General features: G+C 31.2%; 20 protein-coding genes and 4 tRNA genes. 10 read left to right on the top strand and 14 right to left on the bottom strand.

The features are described from left to right. Nucleotides 1-91 precede the first annotated feature (91 nt). The 3 genes from ACR9ES_RS04295 to ACR9ES_RS04285 all read left to right on the top strand — a co-directional run bounded on the left by ACR9ES_RS04295 (nt 92) and on the right by ACR9ES_RS04285 (nt 2,426). Nucleotides 92-1,501 (top strand): MATE family efflux transporter, encoded by a 1,410-nt coding sequence (locus ACR9ES_RS04295; protein ID WP_435255236.1) that lies wholly within the window; start codon nt 92-94, stop codon nt 1,499-1,501. Between the two features lie 77 nt (nt 1,502-1,578). Further along, nucleotides 1,579-2,295 carry a bacillithiol biosynthesis deacetylase BshB1 gene (bshB1, locus tag ACR9ES_RS04290; RefSeq protein WP_435255235.1) on the top strand — a complete coding sequence of 239 codons (717 nt, stop codon included), beginning with the start codon at nt 1,579-1,581 and terminating at the stop codon, nt 2,293-2,295. Between the two features lie 55 nt (nt 2,296-2,350). After that, nucleotides 2,351-2,426, top strand: a tRNA-His gene (locus ACR9ES_RS04285). Between the two features lie 77 nt (nt 2,427-2,503). Here ACR9ES_RS04285 and ACR9ES_RS04280 read toward each other — a convergent pair. After that, nucleotides 2,504-3,415, bottom strand: coding sequence for a lysophospholipid acyltransferase family protein (locus ACR9ES_RS04280; RefSeq protein WP_435255234.1), 912 nt, complete (start codon nt 3,413-3,415; stop codon nt 2,504-2,506). A gap of 90 nt (nt 3,416-3,505) precedes the next feature. On the opposite strand from ACR9ES_RS04280, the gene ACR9ES_RS04275 reads away from it, so the two are divergent. Continuing rightward, complete coding sequence (locus ACR9ES_RS04275) at nt 3,506-4,153, top strand: rhomboid family intramembrane serine protease (RefSeq protein ID WP_274635424.1); 648 nt, start codon at nt 3,506-3,508, stop codon at nt 4,151-4,153. A gap of 49 nt (nt 4,154-4,202) precedes the next feature. On the opposite strand, the gene ACR9ES_RS04270 is transcribed toward ACR9ES_RS04275, so the two are convergent. From ACR9ES_RS04270 to ACR9ES_RS04260, 3 genes are all read right to left on the bottom strand, one after another. Beyond that, nucleotides 4,203-4,275: transfer RNA gene (locus tag ACR9ES_RS04270), tRNA-Gly, on the bottom strand. Nucleotides 4,276-4,322: 47 nt separating this feature from the next. Beyond that, nucleotides 4,323-4,395, bottom strand: a tRNA-Gly gene (locus ACR9ES_RS04265). A gap of 240 nt (nt 4,396-4,635) precedes the next feature. Further along, on the bottom strand, nt 4,636-5,082 hold the full coding sequence (locus ACR9ES_RS04260) for a GNAT family N-acetyltransferase (protein WP_435255233.1): 447 nt from the start codon (nt 5,080-5,082) through the stop codon (nt 4,636-4,638). Between the two features lie 29 nt (nt 5,083-5,111). Here ACR9ES_RS04260 and ACR9ES_RS04255 point away from each other — a divergent pair, with 29 nt between their 5' ends. Together ACR9ES_RS04255 and ACR9ES_RS04250 are read left to right on the top strand one after the other, a co-directional pair. Beyond that, entirely contained in the window at nt 5,112-5,546 is a 435-nt protein-coding gene (locus ACR9ES_RS04255; RefSeq protein ID WP_435255232.1) for a GNAT family N-acetyltransferase, read from the top strand. 40 nt (nt 5,547-5,586) lie between these two features. Then, entirely contained in the window at nt 5,587-6,468 is an 882-nt protein-coding gene (locus ACR9ES_RS04250; RefSeq protein ID WP_435255231.1) for an MBL fold metallo-hydrolase, read from the top strand. 34 nt (nt 6,469-6,502) lie between these two features. Here ACR9ES_RS04250 and ACR9ES_RS04245 read toward each other — a convergent pair. Beyond that, nucleotides 6,503-6,576, bottom strand: a tRNA-Met gene (locus tag ACR9ES_RS04245). Between the two features lie 104 nt (nt 6,577-6,680). On the opposite strand from ACR9ES_RS04245, the gene ACR9ES_RS04240 reads away from it, so the two are divergent. Together ACR9ES_RS04240 and ACR9ES_RS04235 are read left to right on the top strand one after the other, a co-directional pair. After that, nucleotides 6,681-7,064: an START-like domain-containing protein gene (locus ACR9ES_RS04240; RefSeq protein WP_274634585.1), complete on the top strand. Its 384-nt coding sequence runs from the start codon at nt 6,681-6,683 to the stop codon at nt 7,062-7,064. 108 nt (nt 7,065-7,172) lie between these two features. Beyond that, complete coding sequence (locus ACR9ES_RS04235; RefSeq protein ID WP_435255230.1) at nt 7,173-8,003, top strand: aminotransferase class IV; 831 nt, start codon at nt 7,173-7,175, stop codon at nt 8,001-8,003. Here ACR9ES_RS04235 and ACR9ES_RS04230 read toward each other — a convergent pair. The 9 genes from ACR9ES_RS04230 to ACR9ES_RS04190 form a co-directional block, all read right to left on the bottom strand. After that, nucleotides 8,000-8,557 (bottom strand): YqgE/AlgH family protein, encoded by a 558-nt coding sequence (locus ACR9ES_RS04230; RefSeq protein ID WP_435255229.1) that lies wholly within the window; start codon nt 8,555-8,557, stop codon nt 8,000-8,002. The genes ACR9ES_RS04235 and ACR9ES_RS04230 overlap by 4 nt on opposite strands. Nucleotides 8,558-8,652: 95 nt before the next feature. Then, on the bottom strand, nt 8,653-9,402 hold the full coding sequence (locus tag ACR9ES_RS04225) for a LytR/AlgR family response regulator transcription factor (RefSeq protein ID WP_435255228.1): 750 nt from the start codon (nt 9,400-9,402) through the stop codon (nt 8,653-8,655). Nucleotides 9,403-9,404: 2 nt separating this feature from the next. Next, nucleotides 9,405-11,474, bottom strand: a complete 2,070-nt coding sequence (locus ACR9ES_RS04220; RefSeq protein WP_435255227.1) for a sensor histidine kinase — start codon at nt 11,472-11,474, stop codon at nt 9,405-9,407. Between the two features lie 85 nt (nt 11,475-11,559). Then, nucleotides 11,560-12,654 (bottom strand): hypothetical protein, encoded by a 1,095-nt coding sequence (locus ACR9ES_RS04215; protein ID WP_435255226.1) that lies wholly within the window; start codon nt 12,652-12,654, stop codon nt 11,560-11,562. A 28-nt stretch (nt 12,655-12,682) separates the two neighbouring features. Next, nucleotides 12,683-12,898, bottom strand: a complete 216-nt coding sequence (locus tag ACR9ES_RS04210) for a hypothetical protein (protein ID WP_274634590.1) — start codon at nt 12,896-12,898, stop codon at nt 12,683-12,685. Between the two features lie 210 nt (nt 12,899-13,108). After that, nucleotides 13,109-15,286 carry a PepSY domain-containing protein gene (locus tag ACR9ES_RS04205; RefSeq protein ID WP_435255225.1) on the bottom strand — a complete coding sequence of 726 codons (2,178 nt, stop codon included), beginning with the start codon at nt 15,284-15,286 and terminating at the stop codon, nt 13,109-13,111. Nucleotides 15,287-15,308: 22 nt separating this feature from the next. Beyond that, entirely contained in the window at nt 15,309-15,782 is a 474-nt protein-coding gene (locus tag ACR9ES_RS04200; protein WP_435255224.1) for a DUF2271 domain-containing protein, read from the bottom strand. 66 nt (nt 15,783-15,848) lie between these two features. After that, nucleotides 15,849-17,342 (bottom strand): ankyrin repeat domain-containing protein, encoded by a 1,494-nt coding sequence (locus tag ACR9ES_RS04195; RefSeq protein WP_435255223.1) that lies wholly within the window; start codon nt 17,340-17,342, stop codon nt 15,849-15,851. Nucleotides 17,343-17,349: 7 nt separating this feature from the next. Then, the gene (locus tag ACR9ES_RS04190; protein ID WP_435255222.1) at nt 17,350-18,252 is read right to left on the bottom strand and encodes a DUF6607 family protein; all 903 of its coding nucleotides are present in this window, start codon (nt 18,250-18,252) and stop codon (nt 17,350-17,352) included. Between the two features lie 93 nt (nt 18,253-18,345). On the opposite strand from ACR9ES_RS04190, the gene ACR9ES_RS04185 reads away from it, so the two are divergent. Next, a complete protein-coding gene (locus ACR9ES_RS04185) occupies nt 18,346-20,481 on the top strand; it encodes a TonB-dependent receptor plug domain-containing protein (protein WP_435255221.1) in 2,136 nt (711 codons plus the stop codon). A gap of 11 nt (nt 20,482-20,492) precedes the next feature. After that, on the top strand, nt 20,493-21,578 hold the full coding sequence (locus tag ACR9ES_RS04180) for an HmuY family protein (protein ID WP_435255220.1): 1,086 nt from the start codon (nt 20,493-20,495) through the stop codon (nt 21,576-21,578). Nucleotides 21,579-21,644: the final 66 nt, after the last annotated feature.

The following is a 21,644-nucleotide window of genomic DNA, read 5'->3' as shown; positions in this document are numbered from 1 at the left end:
TATGTCGCATAAATAGCACGGTTGCTTGAGCAACAAATAGTTACCTCTTAAGAATTTCTTAAGAGATATTTCTTATTTTAAAAATTTAGCAATGACTGAAAACAATCAAACTTCAAAACAAACTATATTTTCTCTTTTTAAAGATGCCATTTTAGGTAGGCAACAAGATTTTACGCAAGGAAGCATTCGTAAAGCAGTTTTTTTATTAGCAATTCCCATGATATTAGAAATGCTAATGGAGTCTATTTTTGCTTTGGTAGATATTATTTACGTTTCTAGAGTTAGCGTAAATGCAGTAGCTACTGTAGGATTAACAGAATCAGTACTAACCTTGGTGTATGCAGTAGCTATTGGTTTAAGTATGGCAGCAACAGCTTTAGTTGCTCGAAGAACAGGAGAAAAAGATAATGAAGGAGCAAATCAAACAGCTGTACAAGTAATATTTTTAGGAATCTTTATTTCAATTCTGATTAGTATTGTGGGGATTTTATATCCCAAAGAAATCCTCGAATTAATGGGAGGCGAACCTGATTTGATAGAAGAAGGGTATAGATATACTCAAGTACTTTTAGGAGGAAACATAACGGTAATGTTACTCTTTTTAATCAATGCAATTTTTAGAGGAGCAGGAAATGCATCTATAGCTATGTGGACATTGATTTTATCTAACGGGTTAAATATTATTTTAGACCCTATTTTTATTTTTGGTTTAGGACCAATACCAGCTTATGGTGTAGAAGGGGCTGCCATAGCAACAACTATTGGTAGAGGTACCGCAGTAATAGCACAGTTATTAGTACTATTTTTTGGAGCAGGTAAAATAAAATTAGCAGCAAAAGACTTAGTAATACGAATTGCTGTAATGGTAAACTTAATAAAAGTATCATTAGGTGGCATAGGACAGTTTATTATTGGTACTTCTAGCTGGGTATTTTTAATGCGAATTATGTCAGAGTTTGGTAGTGAAGTGCTAGCAGGTTACACAATCGCTATTAGAATAATGATGTTTACACTTATGCCTGCTTGGGGAATGAGTAATGCTGCGGCTACTTTAGTTGGTCAAAATTTGGGAGCAATACAACCCGAAAGAGCAGAAAAATCAGTTTGGATAACCAGTAAATACTGTGCATATTTTATGGGGGCTGTATCATTGGTTTATATATTCTTTGCACCAACTTTTCTAGGATGGTTCTCTGAGAATACCTTGGTGGTAGAAAATGGAGCTTTATGTTTACAAATTATCGCAGCAGGATATATTGCGTATGCATATGGTATGGTGGTAATTCAATCGTTTAATGGTTCGGGAGATACGAAAACACCAACCTATGTTAACTTTGTATGTTTTTGGTTATTTCAATTACCGTTTGCTTATATAATGGCAATTACTTTAAATTTTGGTCCTGTAGGAGTGTTTACAGCTATAACATTAGCAGAAGTTTTAATAGCTATTGTGGGCGTTTGGCTCTTTAAAAAAGGAAAATGGAAAACAGTTCAAGTGTAAACTTCATTTAGTAAATTAGCAGTGATTATTTTTAAGGAAATAATTATTGAAGGATTTGTAGAAAATAATAAAAATAAATGAAACTAGATATATTAGCTTTTGGCGCGCATCCTGATGATGTAGAATTAGGATGTGCAGCTACTATAGCCAAAGAAATTTCGTTAGGAAAAAAAGTAGGAATAGTCGATTTAACTCGAGGAGAATTAGGAACAAGAGGTTCCGCTGAATTACGTGATAAAGAAGCGGCGAATGCTGCTGAGGTCCTTGGAGTTTCAGTACGTGAAAACCTAGGTTTTGCTGATGGTTTTTTCAGAAATGATAAAGAGCATCAATTAGAAATCATTAAAATGATACGAAAGTATCAACCGGAAATAGTATTGTGTAATGCTATTGATGATCGTCATATTGATCATCCAAAAGGAAGTCAGTTAGTATCGGATGCTTGTTTTTTAAGTGGATTGTTAAAGATAGCAACAGAATTAGATGGGGCTCAACAAGAAAAATGGCGTCCAAAACAAGTGTATCATTATATTCAATGGAAAAATATAGAACCAGACTTTGTAATTGACGTAACTGGTTTTATGGATAAGAAAATAGCTTCTGTTATGGCATATTCATCTCAGTTTTATGATCCGAAAAGTGACGAGCCAGAAACACCAATAACTAGTAAAAACTTTACAGATAGTATAGAGTATAGAGCAAAAGACCTTGGTAGGTTAATAGGAGTTGATTATGCAGAAGGCTTTACATCAGAACGTTATGTGGCAATTGAAAATTTTAGTAAATTAATTTAAAAAAAAGTTTTGTCACAATGTAAAAATCTTGTATATTTGCACCCGCAAGTTACATGGTGATTGTAGCTCAGCTGGTTAGAGCGCCGGATTGTGGTTCCGGAGGTCGCCGGTTCGAACCCGGTCTTTCACCCAAAACCTTCTCATTTCGAGAAGGTTTTTTTGTTTTTAAACATGTTCTTACTAAAATAGAATAAAAAAAGCTTCTCAGTTATTTCTGAGAAGCTTTTTTATTTTCTAACCATTGCTCATATTTGTTTTTGTGTTTAAAACGATTATGAGTCCATAGGTAATACTCGGGTTGAGCTTTAATGTTTCTTTCTGTAAGCTCTAGGTATTTATCGGTAATTTCAAAATTATCGAAATCGTTAGGTGTATCAGTGATTAATTCAAATTCAACTTCAAAATAACCTCTTTTAACTTTGGTGGTTTTCATATTGATAACTACCGAGTTGTATTTTTTTGACAGAACTTCAGCTCCTGTGTGTACTGGTACTTTTTCATTTAAAAAGCTAGCCCAATACCTAGTTTTTCCCATTTGAGGAGATTGATCACTAAGTAAAAGGTATAGGTATTGTGTTTTGTTGGAGTGTTTTTCGTAGATGCTTTTATTAAACAGATACGTAGGTACGGCTTCAAAACCAAATTGGGTTCTAGATTTTTTTATTAATTTGTCAAAATAAGGGTTTTTGATCTTTTTGTAAGCTCCAAAACAGTTGATGTTTACAGAAAGAGGCATGCCGACAGACCATTCCCAATTTGCTTGGTGTGAACCTACCAAAGCAACACTTCTTCCTTGTTCAGCGTATTTGTTTATGAGTTCAGGATTTGTGTATTTGTAGCGCTTTTGTAATTCTTTTTTACTTATAGCAAAAGATTTTACGCTTTCAAAAAGGATGTCTACAAAGTGTTTAAAGAATTTTTTTGATATTCTGTTTATTTCAGCTTCGCTTTTTTCAGGAAAAGCAGTTTTAAGGTTTTTAGTGACTATTTTTTTTCTGTAACCAATGATATAGTATAATATCAAGAAGAAAAAATCAGAAAAAATATATAAAACCCTCATTGGTAATCTTGAAAGTGCCCAAATGAAAGGATAGGTAATTGTATAAATTAAAAAATTCATTTTAGAAAAATTAAAGTGCAAATATCGTATTAAATTATCAATATTTACTTTGTGAACTTTTGTTTATGTTTGTGAATATATATTAGAAGTATGAGTCAAATTATTATAGGATTAATTATAGCAAATGTGTTAATGTCAATTAAAGGGTTTAACGATCCTGTTTTTTTTGATCGATACAAGTTTCAGGTGCAAAGAGTGTTGGGAGGGGAGAAGATAAGAATGATTTCGTCAGGTTTTCTGCATGTAGATTGGTTGCACTTAGGGTTTAATATGTATGCTTTGTATCTGTTCGGGAAAGTAGTGGACTCTAGTTTCGGAACGCTTAATTTTGTGTTGATTTACTTTGCTAGTTTGTTAGCGGGAAGTATGTATTCGTTATATCAGCATAAAAAAGAACCATATTATAGTGCTGTAGGTGCTTCAGGGGCGGTTTCGGGAGTTATTTTTTCTTCAATAATGCTGTATCCAAGTATGGAGCTTATTATGTTGCCAATTCCGATTCCGATTCCAGGATATGTGTTTGGAATTGGTTATTTGTTATATTCTATTTACGGAATGAAAAATCAGGTGGGTAATATTGGTCATTCGGCGCATTTAGGAGGTGCTATAGGTGGATATTTAATTACTTTGGTGTTGCGACCAAGTGTTATAGCGAATCATACGATAATGGTAGGAATAATGGCGTTAATTATAGTTGGATTGTTCTTCTTTGGAGATAAATTAAAGCTTAATAGATAGCGTAAAATATAAAGAATAAAAAACCGAAACAAATGTTTCGGTTTTTTTGAGCGGGAGACCGGGTTCGAACCGGCGACATTCAGCTTGGAAGGCTGACGCTCTACCAACTGAGCTACTCCCGCGGTAAAGCTTTTGCTTTTTGTGTAATTACTTACACTATGTAAATTTGAGCGGGAGACCGGGTTCGAACCGGCGACATTCAGCTTGGAAGGCTGACGCTCTACCAACTGAGCTACTCCCGCAGTAAAGCGGTTGCAAATATAATACAGTTTCTAGAATTCGCAAGGGTTTTTTAGAAAAAAATAAATAAAAAAACGAAGGTTTTTTCTAACTTTCATAAAATGAATATAATAGCTGGATTTATTTTTTGAGTTTTTTGTTTTGCTCCATACATGTTAGATTAAATCTCTTGAAAATAATAGAAATTGAGTATGAAAAAAGCGGAGAGTGTCCGCTTCTAAATATTGTTTCTAACAAAAAAACTAATAAAAAGTCTTATCGTCTCGTAAAACCTTAACAAAATGAAAACCATAAATTTCAAAGCCTTCATTGTAGTAAAATTTATGAGACTTCCTATTACCTGTATAAGTGTTTAACTCAATAGCTTCACACCCTTTTTTCTTTGTGTAGTTATAGATCCAGTTAAAAAATTGTTTACCAATATTGTTTCCTCTGTAGGTTTCATCAATAACAACATGGTCTGGTTCTACACTTTTTCCTACATAATGTCTAACACTATACCAAAGACCAGAAATACCGATAAGCTTATCTTGGTCAAAAGCACCTACACATTCATAGTTAGAACAGTCAATCATTTCCAAAACTCTTGTTTTTAAAATATCATGAGGAGTGGTGGTGTTCAGCTTTTGTAAATGAGGAAGAATATCTAGGATATCTTTTTTGTCAATTGGCTTAAAATGTATATTCATTCTGTATTTTTGAGTTAAAAGAAATTAAGATGATAAAAATAAAAAATATATCGGCTCAAGAAACGTACGAAATACGATTGTCGGTACTAAGAAATAATATCGATTTACCATATAAATTTGAAGGAGATGAAGAAGGAAGTACCTTTCATTTAGGAGCTTTTTATGAAAAAAAACTAGTAGGTATTGCTACGTTTATGAAAAGTAACCTAGAAGCTTTTGATGTGGAGCAATATCAGTTAAGAGGAATGGCAACATTACCTGAAGTAAGAGGAATGGGAGCAGGAAAAAAGTTGATTATTAAAGCAGTAGAAATATTACAAGAAAGAAAGATAGCTGTTTTATGGTGTAATGCAAGAAAAGAGGTTTTAGGGTTTTATGAAAGTTTAGGTTTTAAAATTACAGGAGAAGAATTTCAAGTCTCAAATGTAGGAGCTCATTTTAAAATGTATTATCTTGTAAGCTAGATGTTTATTTTAATAATAGCTTAGATAAATCCTTAAGAATATGAAAGCATTACAATTAATACTAATAATCCTCTTTTTTAATTCATTGAACTTGTTGTCACAAGAAAAAGAAGTGAAAATAACTACAGAAAAGCTTACAGATCGTGTTTATGTTTTAAATGGACAAGGAGGAAATATTGGACTCTTTATTGGAAATAATAGTGTTTTTATGATTGATGATCAGTTCGCACCTCTAAGTAAAAAAATACAAGCTGCTATAAAAAAGATAACGGATAAACCAGTAACTTATTTAATAAATACGCATTGGCATGGTGACCATACAGGGGGAAATGCCAATTTTCAAAAAGAGGGTGCTATTATTGTTTCTCATGAAAATGTGCGAAAACGTATGAGTGTAGATCAGGTTGTTAGGGGAGAGGTAAGGTCAGCGTCGCCAAAAGAAGCTCTGCCAGTTATTACTTTTTCAGAAAATATGCAGTTTTATATGGATGAAGAGCCTGTTCTTGTTACGCATATTCACAATGCACATACCGATGGAGATGTTTTAGTGTATTTTGTTAATAGCAATGTGTTGCATGTAGGTGATGCTTATTTTCAAGGGAAGTTTCCTTATATAGATATAGATTCAGGCGGAAGTATTGATGGTTACATTAAAGGAATAAAAAGAATCATGAGAATTACTGATGCTAACACAAAAATAATTCCTGGACATGGAAATGTGACTACAAAAGAAGAGTTAAAAGAGTATTTACAAATGTTGGAAGATTTAAAAACCCAAGTTTTTACAGAAATTGAAAAAGGAGCGAGTTTAGAAGAAGTAAAGAATAATGCTAAAATAACTGAAAATTATAAAGGTTATAACGGTTGGATAACAGAAGATAAAATTAAAGAAGCAATCTATAAAAGTTTGAAAATGAAGTAAAAACAAAAACCCAAATCGAATGATTTGGGTTTTGTAGCGAAGACGGGATTTGAACCCGTGACCTCAGGGTTATGAATCCTGCGCTCTAACCAACTGAGCTACCTCGCCTGATTGCGGGTGCAAATATAATTACTTTTTGGATTTTGGCAATAAAACATTAAATTTTTTTTTAAAAAATAATTATCTATATTGGCGATCAAACAAAAAAATAGATGAGTAAAGTAAAATTTGAATTAGAGTTTCCTATACATGCTTCGCCAAGCATGCTATATCAATATTTTGCAACACCAGCAGGATTAGAAGAATGGTTTGCAGATAAAGTAAATTCAAGAGGTAAAATCATTACTTTTTTTTGGGATGATTCTGAAGAAGAAGCTAAAATTTTAACCAAAAAAACGGATGAACGTATTAAGTTTAAATGGACAGAGAGTGAAGACGATGATAGTTATTTTGAATTTAAAATACAAGTGGACCCATTAACAAAAGATGTAGCGGTAATTGTTACTGATTTTGCTGATGATGAAGATGATGTTGAAGAAGCAAAAATGCTTTGGGAAAATCAAATAGAAGCATTAAAACACAATATAGGAGCTTAATATTGGTAAGATTCCTTTTTTATAAAGATTAACTCGGCAAATTGTCGAGTTTTTTTGTGGCTAATACTTCTCTAAATTGTAAGTTTGCATTTAAATTTTTTTAAAGAAATGGTAAATTTTAACGGAGCTTTAATTGCAGAGAACGAAGTACAACTTTCAACCCAAAATAGAGCGTTTAAATACGGTGATGCTATTTTTGAAACCATTAAAGTAGTAAATGGGAAAGTAGTTTTTTTAGAAGATCATTATTTTAGGTTAATGGCTTCAATGCGTATGCTTCGTATGAAGATTCCGATGGAATTTACTCTTGAATTTTTACAAGAAGAAATTACCAAAGTAGTAAAAGAATTACCAGAGGCTTCAATGTATAGAATTCGATTGACTGTTTTTAGAAAAGATGGAGGTTTGTATACACCTATAACAAACGAAATTGATTATATTATTGAAGGTAGTCCGATAGAATTTACTGATAAAAAAGTGTACAAAGTTGACGTTTTTAAAGACTTCTATAATTATTCAGGACTGTTGTCTACGGTAAAAACAACCAATAAAATGTTAAATACATTAGCGGCTGTTTTTGCTGAAGAAAATGATTTAGACAACTGTATTTTGTTGAATGAAAGAAAAGGAGTTGTAGAAGCGATTAATGGGAATCTTTTTATAGTAAAAGGAAACGTTGTGAAAACACCAGCTTTAACAGAAGGGTGTATTAAAGGAATTGTTAGAAAAAAAGTGATAGATATTATTGAAAAGCACCCTGATTATACAATTGAAGAAACGGCTATTTCTCCTTTCGAAATTCAAAAGGCAGATGAAGTTTTCATCACAAATGCAATCATAGGAATTCAATCGGTTACCAATTACCGAAAAAAAGAATTCTCTACTGAAATAACCAATAAAATAAAGAGCAGTTTACAATTAGCAATCGTAACAAGTTAGTTCATTTGTATATCGCTAGGAGCATTTGCCCAAATTTTATATTTACCACCACGTTGTAATAATTTGTCTTTCCAAAAACTTTGATCGTTGGTGGTTAAAATATTATCGTAGTCATTTTCAGTAATAAACCAAGAATTCATTACAAGTTCTTCATCTAATTGATTACTACTCCATCCAGAGTATCCCAAAAAGAAACGAATGTCTGTAGATTCGAGTTGTTTTTTGTTAAGTAACTCTTTTAAAAGTTCAAAATTTCCGCCCCAATAAATTCCTTTAGCAACTTCAATGCTATTAGGAAGTAAATGAGGAACCTTATGTATAAAGTATAGGTTGTCTTGCTCTACAGGTCCACCTTGATAAACGGTAAAATCACAGTCAATTTCAGGAACTAAATCACTAAGAACATGATCTAAGGGTCTATTTAAAATAAAACCAACCGAGCTTTTTCTTGTGTGTTCAGTAAGTAAAATAATAGTTCTCTTAAAAGAACTATCATTTAATATTGCTGGATCTGCAATTAGCAACCTACCTTTTTCTGGTTTAAGTGCAACCATAATTTTTAATTTATAAGCACTAAGTTAAATAAATTTTTAATAAAAATTTAACATAAGTGTTAAAAATAGCAGGAAAAACAGGAAAAAAACGGTGATTACATTTTTTCTAATACCTGTATAACTTCGTTCTTTTTTCTTACGGAAACAGGAATAGTTGTTTTGTTTTTTAAAACTAAATACCCACCATCTGATTTGATGAATTCTTTAATGAATTGAATATTAATAAGATGGCTTTGATGAACTCTTAAAAAATCAAATTCTTTTAACATGTCGGCAAAGTGTTTAAGCGTTTTACCAACCAGTATTTTTTGCCCATCATTCATGAAAAACTCAGTGTAATTATTATCGGACTGACAACGGATAATATCGTCTAAATTTACTACTACAATCTTATCAGAGGTACTTAAAGAGATCTTTTTAGGGCGTTGATTTGGTTTTGTGATGGATTGTTGTAGTACAGATAACTGCTCTTTGTCGGGTTTAATTTGATCTTTAGCTTTGTTAATAGCATTTGTCAAATCTTCATTTGAATAGGGTTTTAATACATAATCAATCGCAGCAAATTTAAAGGCTTTAATAGCGTACTCATCACTAGCAGTAACAAAAATAATTTTTGAAGAAAGGTTAGGGTGAATTTCAAGCACATCAAATCCAGTACCGTCACCTAGCATAATATCCAAAAACAGGATATCTGGTTGTTGTTTTCGTAATATTTTAGAAGCTTCTACTACGCTTTTAGCAGTGCCTATAATTTCAATTTCAGGATGAAATTGTGTTAAATCATTTTGCAGCATATCTATAGCTGTTGGCATATCGTCTACTAAAATTGCAGTAAGTTTTGTCATTGTTAAAAGTCAGTTTTTAAAGGAATTTTAAAAGCAACTTTTGTGCCTTTAACCTGTTTGCCTTCGATTATTTCATCAATATGAAAAGTACTCTTTTTTGATAAACTTTCAATTCGTTCTTGCGTAACTTTTAATGCAACCGATTGATGCGTACTTGTGGTCTTTATTTTTTTTGATTGATGAATTCCAATACCGTTATCTACTATTTCACAATGTAAAAAATCGTTTTTCACAGAGAAATGAATATCCACTTTTCCGTTCTCTACAGAAGATATTCCATGTTTGATACTATTTTCAACAAAAGGTTGAATAAGCATAGGAGGAATCAGAATTTCTTCAGGATCAAGAGTAAGGTTTGTTATTATAGAATATTCGAAAGGTTTCGGATTCATTTGCTGTTCTAATTCAATATAATTTTTTAGCGTGGTAATTTCTTCTGTTAAACATATTTCTTCTTGTCTTGAATTGTGTAAAACACCACGTAAAAGGGTAGCAAACCTACTAATTGTAGCATTTAATTCAACTGATTTTCCTGAGTTTCCTAAGGCTTTTATTCCGTTTAAAACATTGAAAATAAAGTGCGGATTCATTTGTAGTTGCAATGCTTTTTGCTCAAGTGATAATAAATGATTTTCTAATTGTAGTTTTGCTACTTTAGTTTTATTTTTAGCTTGAATTCTACGAACGTATAACCAAATAATACTTCCTAATAACAAACTTACTAAACCAATAGCAGACCAGATAAACCATTTTTTTTGATAGATAGGAGTATCAATAAAAAAGTTAAATTCAATTGGGTCACTTTCTAGTTCTCCAATTTTTGATTGGGCGGTAAAAGTGTAATTTCCTGGAGATAAATAGGCTAAATCGATAGTACTTTTCTTACTCCATGGGCTTACTTGATTATTTAGGGTATAGCGATATTCTAAATTATTAGAATTGGTAATATCTACTGTTTTGTAATAAAATGAAATATGATTTTTATCTGCCGGAAGCTGTAACGTTTTTTCATACCCATTTATATTGATACTATCAATAGATTTAAAAACTACTTCTATGCTTTCAAAAGATATGGTAGGTTTTTTCAAGTTAGGTCTATCACTTTTAATAAAATAGATTCCTTTATCTTGTGTACCAATCCACGTATTTTTGTCGGAATCTTGAAAAGCAGTAGAAATTTTATTGGTAGTAAGGGTGTTGTATTTGTTGATAGTTCTTTCAAAATTGAAATTAGCGTCTAATACTTCAATACCTTCATCTTCAGAAATTACCCAAAATTGATTGTTGATTTTTTTGATTCCCTTGATATTTTGTGAAGTGATGGTTTGTGTGTCTATTTCATTATCTGTTATGAATTTAAGTCCGTTATTATAAGTGGTGGCAATAATAGTTTTACCATCAATTAAGATAGAAGTGTAATTGTTAACATCAATTCTGTCTAAAACTTCTGGATTGATAAGTTTATCCAGTTTCCATAAAGATTTATTGGTTGCTACCCAATAGAATTTACCATCAAACTGAATGTCATTTACTTTATTTAAATCTATTTGAAAATTGGTACGAAGGGGAGAAAGATAATCTTCACGAACTCTAACGATTCCTTTATCTGTTCCTAAAAAAGTATGATTGTTGACAGTTAAAACACAGTTAACGCTGTTTCCTTCAAAATTATTGAAACCGTTATGGTTTTTAATACTTAAACCTTTATCAGTTCCGATAAAAAGAGTATTGTTATTTGCTTTGACAACGTTTATATTGTTGGATATTAATCCGTTTTGAGATGTGTAGGTTATAAATGAGTTTCCATTATATCGAATTAAACCTTTATCAGAAGCTAACCATAAGTAACCTGTACGATCTTGAACTCCGCCTTTAATGTGTAAACTTGGAAGTCCGTCATTTTTATTGTAAGTTTTTAAGGGGTGATTTTGAGCAGAAATACTTATTAATCCACAAAAAAAGAAAAAGAAAACTGTGTAAACGAAATTTTGTATCAAGAGATTTTTGGTTCTTGATACAAAGCTATTTTTAGAGCAAATTTTTGTTGAAATAAGGTTTAAAAACTTCATCATAACAAACATACTTAAATTAAACGTCATTACGAAGGGCAGGAGGGAATTGCTTTATTCGTAATGACGTTTGTTCAACAATTATAAGTTATTTCATAGCATATAAACGCCTGTTGTTAGGGTCAGGTTTTACGTGTTCTAATTCACCATAAGGTTTTACTAAAGGTTTTAAAACACACAGAGCCGAAGCTTTTCCTGTGATTGTTAATTGGTCATTTTTTACAATATAAGTCCATCTGAACTTTTCTAAAGGAATGTTTGTTTTTTGTACTTCTTTCATCAAGTTTTCTTCACTAGCAATAAAATCCATAATTTCTTCTTGCATTACAAAGTGTGGAATTTCATTATCAGAATTGTGATAATCTAACTCTAAATTCACAGGAATGCTGTACTGAACTGTATATGGTTCTCCTACATAACGCTCTCTTTCGTTATTTAAAGCATCGTACCAATCAATTTCTTTTTCTTCTGGATACTTCTTAGCAATTTCTTTAGATAAATCTACTTTTCCAGGGGAATTTGCTGTTGGATAAAACACATAATACGGTTGCGCTAAATAGTGGTTAGAAAACTCTCCACCAAAAACATTGTAATAGGGTGATGCAACTACTTGCGGTATTTTATTTTCAGTAATGAAAGCACTTTTTAGCGTGTTAACTAAATCACTGTTTGATGCCAACTCATTGGTATGAAAGATAATTTTTGTGTCATCTGTAATAGCATCACTTTTTAGTAAAGGTAATCTACCTTGATCAATTGTTTTTTGTAAGCTATTAACAGTTATTTTCTCTCCATTTACAACCGTTTCTAAGTTCATTGCTTTAAACGGATTGTTGTTGTTTACAATATGAATTTCTCCATAAGGTTTTTCACTAGCATTACTATTCATCCAAGTAATGATTTCTTCAATAGAGTATTTTCCGTTGATAACATCATAGTTTTTCTCTTTAAAGTATACGCGCGCACTGTCGTAAAAATGACTGTTACCTTTGTCGTTTCCTGTAATGAAAACTACAGGGTTTCGGTATTCTACCACAGAATTTTCGATAACTTCATCTAGTTTAGCAATATTTCCCAGTTCTTGGTTTTTGTTTTCTTTTTTTGTGTCATTGCAGCTCGTAAATACTCCGATAAGTAGTAGTAATCCCATTACTGTACCTACTTTTAAAATGTTTTGTTTCATAGTTTTTTGTTTTAAGGTTATTATAGTTTTATTGTTGTAAGATGATGGTTACATCTCTACCTAAATTAAAATCGGTTGATAATTTATTTAAGATATTAGGTAGGTTTCTATCGCTAATCCATTGACCGTTTTCTTGCTTTTCAACAGAAGCGATTAATCCGTTATTACTGATTTGTAATTTTAAACTTGTGTATTTTTCCAAATACATTTTTAGTACTGATGAATAATTGTTGTTAGACCACATAATTGTTGTTTTTATATGATCAAAATTACCACAGATGTATAGGTAAATTGGGAGTAAATTAGAATTCGTAGCAGATAAATTAGAATTCGTATTTGTTAGTTGCTAGACAGTAGACGTTAGCCAGTAGTGAGTGGTTAATTTATAGAGAACATAGTAGATAAAAGCAATTGACTGAAAGCTTAAAGAATGCAGTCTTCAGCCAATTTCCTATTAATAACAATCCGTTTTAATTTGATTGTTCTTTTTAAAGTAATTTAAAGAAGTGTTCAGCTTGTTTGAAACAATTTGTTCTATGGAAGTTTCAACACCTTTCAACATTTTGATAGAGCCACAAATCATAATTGTTCCACCGTTTTGTAAAACAGAAGCAATTGTATTCTCTTCTTTTAATAATAAATCTTGAACGTACTCTTTGTTTTGTTCTTGGGAATAAGCAATATGAATGTTGTTGTTTTCTATATTGTTTAGTAAAGGAGTATAAATTTTTAAAGATTCTTGAGTTCTTCCTCCCCAAAACAAATGTGTTTTTGTACCATTTTTTTGTTGAAGCATTCCTAAAAAAGGAGCAATTCCGGTTCCGTTAGCAATTAAAATAACTTCTTTGTTTTTCTTCGGAAAATGAAAATCTTTATTTGATTGAATAGTTGCTTGAATTGATTCGTTTTCCTCTAATTGATAGAGTAAGTTAGAGCAAATTCCTAATTCGTGTTTTTTAATACTTAATAGAATATCATTATCAACTTTTCCGACAGAATATAAACGTTCAATATTGTCTTCTTTAGGGGTGATGGCGAGTAAATCTCCTGAATTAAAGCGGAGTTTTTTTGTAGGTTGTAAGCGAACTAAAAAAGAATCGTCGTTGTTTAAATCGGTTTTAGAAACTGTAGTAAAAGTTTGTTGCTTTTTAGGTTTTTTAATTATTTGAACTAGTTCTAAATCAATTCCTGTTTTGTTGCTCCATTGGTGCCCCCAAGTTTTAAAATCTTGAAATGATTGATTGTTGATTTTATATACAGGTACTACTGAGTTAAATTTTGGATGTTTTTGTAATACAGTATCAATATCAATAGCAAATTGACAAAATTTAGGGTATGCTCTAGAACCAAAACCAATTACCGAATAGTTAATCGCATTCTGACTATTTATTTGCTGAATTAATTTTAGAAACTTGTTCGCATTTGAAGGTGCCTCACCGTCTCCGTAAGTTGAAGTTAGTACAATTAAATGTTTCGCGTTCGTGTAAGAAGTATAGTTGTTTAAAACATCAATAAAAACAGAGTTATTTGTTTTAACTAATGAATTGTACAATGCAGAAGCAAACTGAAAAGTACTGTTTGTTTCAGATCCTACTAAGATGATAATTTCTGCTTTGTCTTTACGAATGTTGTTTTTAGGTAGCGAGCTTTTTTTAGTTCTGTTAAGAGTCATTACAAATCCAGAATAGATAAAAAACAGGATTGAAATTGAAGAAAGCAACAATACAATCGACCAAATAATGGTTCCGTTTCCAGTATGTAATAATAAACTCCAGTTTAAAAGGATGCTAGTTAATGAAAGGTTTTCTTTACTAATAATTGCACCAGTATATTGATGTACTAGTAATTCGCTGTTGGTTAGTTTTATGAAAAAGAAATCTTCTTCGTCTTCAGAAAAAGGGAATTCAACACTTTTTATGTTGTTTAAAGTGATGTTTTTGAAAGTGGGAAATTCAGCAATAGCTAATTTTTCTTCCGAGGTAGAAGAAGAAATATCAAAAGAATGATTGATTTTTTCCGTAGGTAAAAGAGAAAATTTATCTAAAGATAAATACACACCTGTTAGGGTGATAATAATAATAGGAATCAGTGTATAGCTTCCGATAACGATATGATAGTATTGAGCAAAATCTTCTTTTATAATCTTAGAAAAGAGATGTTTTATACCACCTTGTCGTTTGGCAATTAATATTAGTCCCGTAATTGCTATTAAACTCAGTAAAAAAGAAACGAAACCAACAATGAAACGCCCAGTTGATTTTAAAAATAATGACCTGTGTAAACTCGTTGCAAATTGAAAAACAGGATGTTTTTTTTCTGGTTCTCCTAGTTTTTCTCCGGTAAACGGATTTACATAAAAAGTAGCACTTTTTCCTTCTTTAGTAATTACCGAAGCGGTTACAAAATCATTTTCATCAACAGTAATAGAAATAACTTCATCATACTGTTTTTGTAGTTCAGAAATTGTTTCAGCTAGGGTGATATTTTCTGTATTAGGAATGCTGTATTCTGATAGCTGTTTTGATATAGGTTCAAACGCTAAAATAATACCTGTAACTGCAGCGAGAAGTACGAATATAGAAGAAGATATAGCCAAGGTTAAGTGGCTATATCTCCAAATTGAGGTGGTCATTTTTGTTAGATGTTTATTTAAACTATTGAGGTATTAGACGTATGTAACGGATAAAACCTTTTCCTTCAAATTTGTTTTTAAGATTTTCGGTTGTTAACTCAAATTCTACATCGTCTTTGTAATATTCTTGGTCTTCTACAGCCGATTCAAATCTGATTTTATAACCTTTATCAATCTTGTCGTTATCTATGTTTAGTACGCTAATAGTTCTACCACCACCGCTAACTGTAGCGCCAGTTATAGCATCGATATCAGCGCGAACTTTTCCTTGAAACTTCCACCATTCGGTAATATCAGAATACCATTCTTCATCATCACCAATTACATACAAGGTTTTATCATATTCTCCTTTCGGATTCAATAATGAAATAGTGATGTAAGCGCCTTCACCCGTATAATTTTTTAGTTGAATCATGCATTTATAGCTAGTGCTATTTGTTGAGGTAAAAGCCATGGTAAGCATAGCGATTAAAAGAACTGGAATTATTTTTTTCATCTTAATTTGTTTTTTTATTTCGATATAATTTTGATTGTTTTTCTCAAAATCACTCGATGTGATGTTTTATTTTAAAAAGTTAATATTGATGTTTTGGTTTTTAAGAACTTCGTTTTCTTTAGCTAAATCATAAACTGTTTCATCAAAATCGGTCGTGATTGATTTATCCGCACCAATACTTAATAAATAATTGATAACATCTGTATTGTTAGCTTGCATCACAGCTAAATGTAATGGAGTTAATCCGTCACTGTTTTTAGCATTTATATCAAGTTTTAAAGTGTTGATTTTTTGTAACAAGTCAACACTGTTTTTTTCTACAGCAATATGAAACAAGTTGTTTTTGTCTGCTTGAAGTTGTGTTAATTTTAATCCGTTATTCGCTAAAAGCTGCATTTTTTTGTTGAAATCCTCTGATTTTTTCGGATGGTAACTTTTCACTAAATAATAAGCCAACGAATTCTCTTTATTATCCTTTACATGAATGTCAGCCTTATTTTTGATTAAATAATCAACAATAGCTTCTGAGTTTTGTTCAACTGCGTAGGTAAGTGCTGAATGACCTTTTTCGTTAGTGTGATTAATGTTGGTTGTTTTTTCTGATAACAACTGAACAATATCTAAAGTATTTCTACTAGCAGTAATTAGTAGAGGAGTGTTTCCGTTTTCATCAACTTGATTAGGGTTTACTCCTTTGTTAAGGAAATAGTTAAAAGTAGCTATGTCTTTGTTTCCACGAGCTAAATTATGAAGCGGTGTTTTTCCGTCTTTATTCGTAATATTCGGATTGATTCCTAAGCTTTCTAAATACTTGAAAAACTCAAGTGAATTGTAACCTGCTCTAGAGCCTTGTGTAGCTAGCAAGATTGCATTTCCTCCTTTTTTGTTTAAGTTTTTATAAGGTATACCTTTCTTGATAAGAAGTTCTAAGATGGTTTTATTTCCTTTTTTTGCAGCATAGTTAAAGGCACCGTTTCCGTTATGGTCAACACTTTGCAAGCTTAATCCTTTAGTAGAAAGGTATTCTATAAAAGATAGGTCTTTTAAACTAGGTAAAACTAAAAGAAGAGCGTTGGCACCGTGTTCGTCAACATCTGTTTTAATATCAATTCCGTTTTTAATGCATAACTCATAAATTTCTTTATTGGTTTGTCCTGCATTAGCAGCAAAGGTTAATGGAGAAAACTGATGCGAATCTTTTACATCCATACGAGCATTGTTGGCTAGTAAATGCTTCATTATTTCAACATTGTTTTTGTAAGCAGCCCAGAAAATATAAGTTCTTTTATCGTGTGTTATTTTGTTAACATCATTCCCTTTTTTGGTTAGTAGATGTTTGATAACTTCATTCGGAGCATCTGCTAAAATAGCTTGTGAAACAGCATCAAATCCTCCAGAATTTGAAGCGGTAGCATCGTTACCTTCTTTTATTTTTTGTTCGATAAGTTCAACGGTAGGGGTATTTTTCCAAAAAGACCTTTCCAAAAAGATGTTTTTTGTTTGTGCTTGTATTGAACTAATAAGAACTGTTAGTATAAGAGTGATTTGTAATTTTTTCATTAGGAGTTTATTTTTTTATAAAAGATTCAATGGTTTTATCAATTTCATTTTCTTTTGAAGTTTCGTCAGAAAACAAATATTTGAATAGAGGTTTATTGTCTACTTTATTTTCTAAAGAAAGATTGGTATTTCTACCGTACACTTCATCCCATTTATTTCTTACGAGTTGCCACTTGTTTTGATTTTCTTTCCACCAATTTTGTGCAGCTTCGCATCTACTATCTGGTACTTTAACGTAGGTGTTATAACCTTTTTCGTGAGCAACAACAATATCTTCTTTACCAGCTTCTCGTATGATTTTTCTGTTGTCTTGGTCATGTAACCAACCATAATTTGTGATTTCATGACGATTACCTCTTTCTGTAACATTATAGTCACTTCTTTTGGTATATTCTCTCCTCGGTAAAGGAGCATCCGTAGTATTTTCCCAGTAGCTTTTTCCATCAACATGTACCCAAGTTCCAGAGCCTTCATATCTTGGACTATCATCTACTTGATATACTTTTTGAGTCCACTGTTTTTTTACTTCTGATTTAGGTTTTGTTTGAAATAACCAATTGTTATCACCATTATACATGTAAAAATCAGTGTTTTCGTATAGCCAATCTTGCCTCCAATGTTTAACTATATGTGGGTTAGCAGGGTTTCCAACTTGTAATAAGTGTTGAATAGAGATTTTATTATTCTCATCAACGATTAATTCTGCCCACTCTAAACCTTTGTCTTTTTTTGTTTTTGAAGGTTTGTAAAGAGAGTCTTTACTGTTGTTAAAAGTTTCAGCAAAATTGAAAGTTACTTCATAGCAACCGCACATGTTTTTTATGGCTTGTCTATCTTTTTTCTTTTTGCTTTGAGCATTAATGGTAAGTGCAGATAGTAATATAATACTACTCAATAATATTTTTTTCATTGTGAGTTTTGTTTGAATTTATTTTCGACAAAAATATAAATTTTATTTAGACTTGTTAAAAATAAAAAATATATTTGCAGAAAATTATTAAGAATGTTTCTAAATAAAAATATAGGAATTTTGTTGTTGCTTGTTGCTATATCGTCTTTTTCTCAAGAAGAAATTAAGCAGGATAGTGTTTATTATAATAAGCTTGAAGAAGTTGTAATCACAGGACAATACAATCCTCAATCAATAAAGAAATCAGTATATAACGTAACAGTTATAGATAGAAAACAAATAGAAAAACAGGCAGCTAATAATTTAGCTGATTTGTTAAACTTCAAATTAAACTTAACAGTTGTGCCAAATGCTCAGTCAGGGAAATCTACTATTTCGCTATTTGGTTTAGACTCTCAATACTTCAATATTTTGATTGATAATATCCCTTTAGTAAGTGATAATGGACTGGGAAATAATATTGATTTAACTCAAGTTAATTTAGATGACGTTGAGCGAATTGAAATCGTTGAAGGGGCTATGGGAGTGGAGTATGGAGCAAACTCAGTATCTGGAGTTATTAATATTATAACAAAAAAATCTGCTCGAAGTAAATGGAGTATAAAAACATCTTTACAAGAAGAAACAGTTAGTAATGAATTTGCTTTTTTTAATAAAGGAAGACATATACAAAGTGTAAGTGTAGCTCATAATTTTTCTGATAATTGGTTTGGTAGAATTAGCTTTAATAGAAACAAATTTGCTGGTTTTTATGATAATAGAAAAGGAAGAGATTATTATGAGAACGATAGTTTAAGAGGTTATAGCTGGTTGCCAAAAGAACAGATTAATACTAACGGGTTTTTAAACTATAAAAATGAGCGATTTAATTTAAGTTATCGATTTAATTATTTTAATGAACTTATAAATTACTATAATCCAAGTGTAAGAGCTAATATAAATACAGATACGCAAACTAGTAATCCGTCTGCTACAGATAGAGTTTTTAAAACTAATAGGTTTGTAAATAACTTAAACGTAAATGGTAATTTTAAATCAGGAAGTTCATATTCTTTCTCAGCTTCATATCAAACACAAGATAGGTATTTAAACGAGTTCAATTATTATATTTTGAATGGAGATAAAACCAATGAAGTCGATGAAGTTTATCAGTCAAGTGAAGTCTTCTTTTCGAAAGGAGCTATTTCAAATTTCATAAAAAGCAATCGCCATAATTTTCAATTAGGATACGAAACACGTTACATAAGTGGTTTTGATACACAAGCATCAGGTGGTGTTACGCAACAAGATAAAAAACGAACACAAAATAATTATGCTTTATATGGTTCTTCTGAAATTAACTTTTCAGACTCTTTTATGGTTCGTCCGGGGTTACGATTTGAATATAACTCTCTATTTCGTTCAAAACTTTTAGGTTCATTAAGCCTTCGTTATCTATTAAAAAATGGCTTTGAACTTAGAGGTAATGTAGGAACCTCGTACAGAACCCCAAATTTTGAAGAATTATACTACTATTTTGTAGATTCTAATCATGATGTAAGAGGGAATGAAGATTTAAACCCAGAAAATGGATATTCCGCTTCATTGAGTTTAAAGAAAATAAGTTGGTTTGATGGTTCAAGTATATCATTATTAAATAGCGTAAAAATTGACTATATAAATGTTGATGATAAAATTGATTTAGCAATTGTAAACTCTTCACCATTACAATATCAATACATAAACATTGATGCGTATAAGTTATGGGGAATTTCATCAACTAATACTATAAAAGCTAACAATTGGGCATTTAATTTAGGGGCAACTATACAAGGAATATCTAGAATAGCGAATAATGAAGCGAATGCAGAAAATGATTTTTTATACTCATTTCAGCTAAATACAAGTGCTACTTATGAAATAGAAAAGTGGCAAACAGCATTCACAGTTTTATTAAAACATAACGGAAGACAACAAAACTATGTTGCTTCGGGAACAGATAATGAAGGGAATTCAATTTTCTCAAAATCTACGATAGCATCCTACAATTGGTTAGATGCTTCTATGAAAAAATCATTTTTTAAGAACAAGTTAGAAACAACCTTAGGCGCTAGAAACTTATTTGATGTTACGAATGTTAATGTCAATAACGTAAGCAATGGAGGAACACACTCGGCAAATAATAATACTCTTTTGTTGGGGTATGGACGATCATACTATTTAAAACTATTATATAATATCAATTTTTAAAATTAATAATCATGACAAACAAGATTTTATCATTTTCTTTATTAGTAACAGCTTTCTTATTAGCAAGTTGTTCTAGTGATAATAATTTACCCTCAGAACCTATAAAAGTAGTAATAGAAGGGGCAACCGTAGCACCAGAAATAGGAGGGTCTAACCAACCTAATCAAGTGTATGTAGATTTAAGTACAAACACTACAACAAACGTAAAAAGAGATTCTTGGGATTTAGGCTTTTACTCAGGAGATAAGTTTAAGGTTACTTTAAATGGAGCTATTTATATGGCAGCAGCTCAGTTATCTTCTACAGATATAAATTCTGTAAACTCTTCAAATCAAGAGGTTAAAGATTTACAACCTAAAGTAGCTGTGGGTACTTTTGATTCTGAAAGTTCGGCATATATTGATGCTCCTAATGGAGACATAAATACTACTGCAATAGCTGAAATATCAGATAATGATGAAGATAATAAAGTGTACTTAATAAATTTAGGATACGAGATAGGTACAGAAACTCCAGCTGTAGGAGGGGTAGATATTTCTGATGATTCTAGAGGTTGGAAAAAAATTAGAATTTTAAAAGATGGCAGTAATTATGTTTTACAATATGCAGATTTAGATGCAATTACACATAATGAAGTTGTAATTACCAAAACAGAAGGCTATAATTTTACTTTTTTCAGTTTTAATACTGAAAATACTGTAAATGTTGAGCCTAAAAAAACTGAATGGGATTTAAACTTTACCGTTTTTACAAACGAAATTCCAGGTTACGGGGCATATGGTTATTCAGATTTTGTAGTAAACAATTTAAAATCTAATGTAAAAGTGTATATGATTGACACAGAAACTGAAGATTATACATACAACACTTTTTCATTGACAGATGTAAATTTAGACAGTTTTGAAAATGATCAACGTGGTATTGGTAGTAGTTGGAGAAAAGGTGGAGGTCCAGAAACTTTACCTTCTCTTAAAGAAACTATTTTTTATGTATTAGAAGATACCGATGGTAATTTATATAAACTAAAGTTTTTAGCATTAACAAACGAAGCAGGAGAAAGAGGTTATCCAGAGTTTGTGTATAGCTTATTAAAATAATTAAGAGTTCTTTATTTATTAAATTTTGTTAATTTTTGTTGTGAAAGGCTGTCCGACCGAGAGGTT

Source organism: Tenacibaculum sp. A30 (assembly GCF_051200845.1).
GTDB lineage: Bacteria > Bacteroidota > Bacteroidia > Flavobacteriales > Flavobacteriaceae > Polaribacter.
This window is presented reverse-complemented; position numbering and strand designations above follow the sequence as displayed.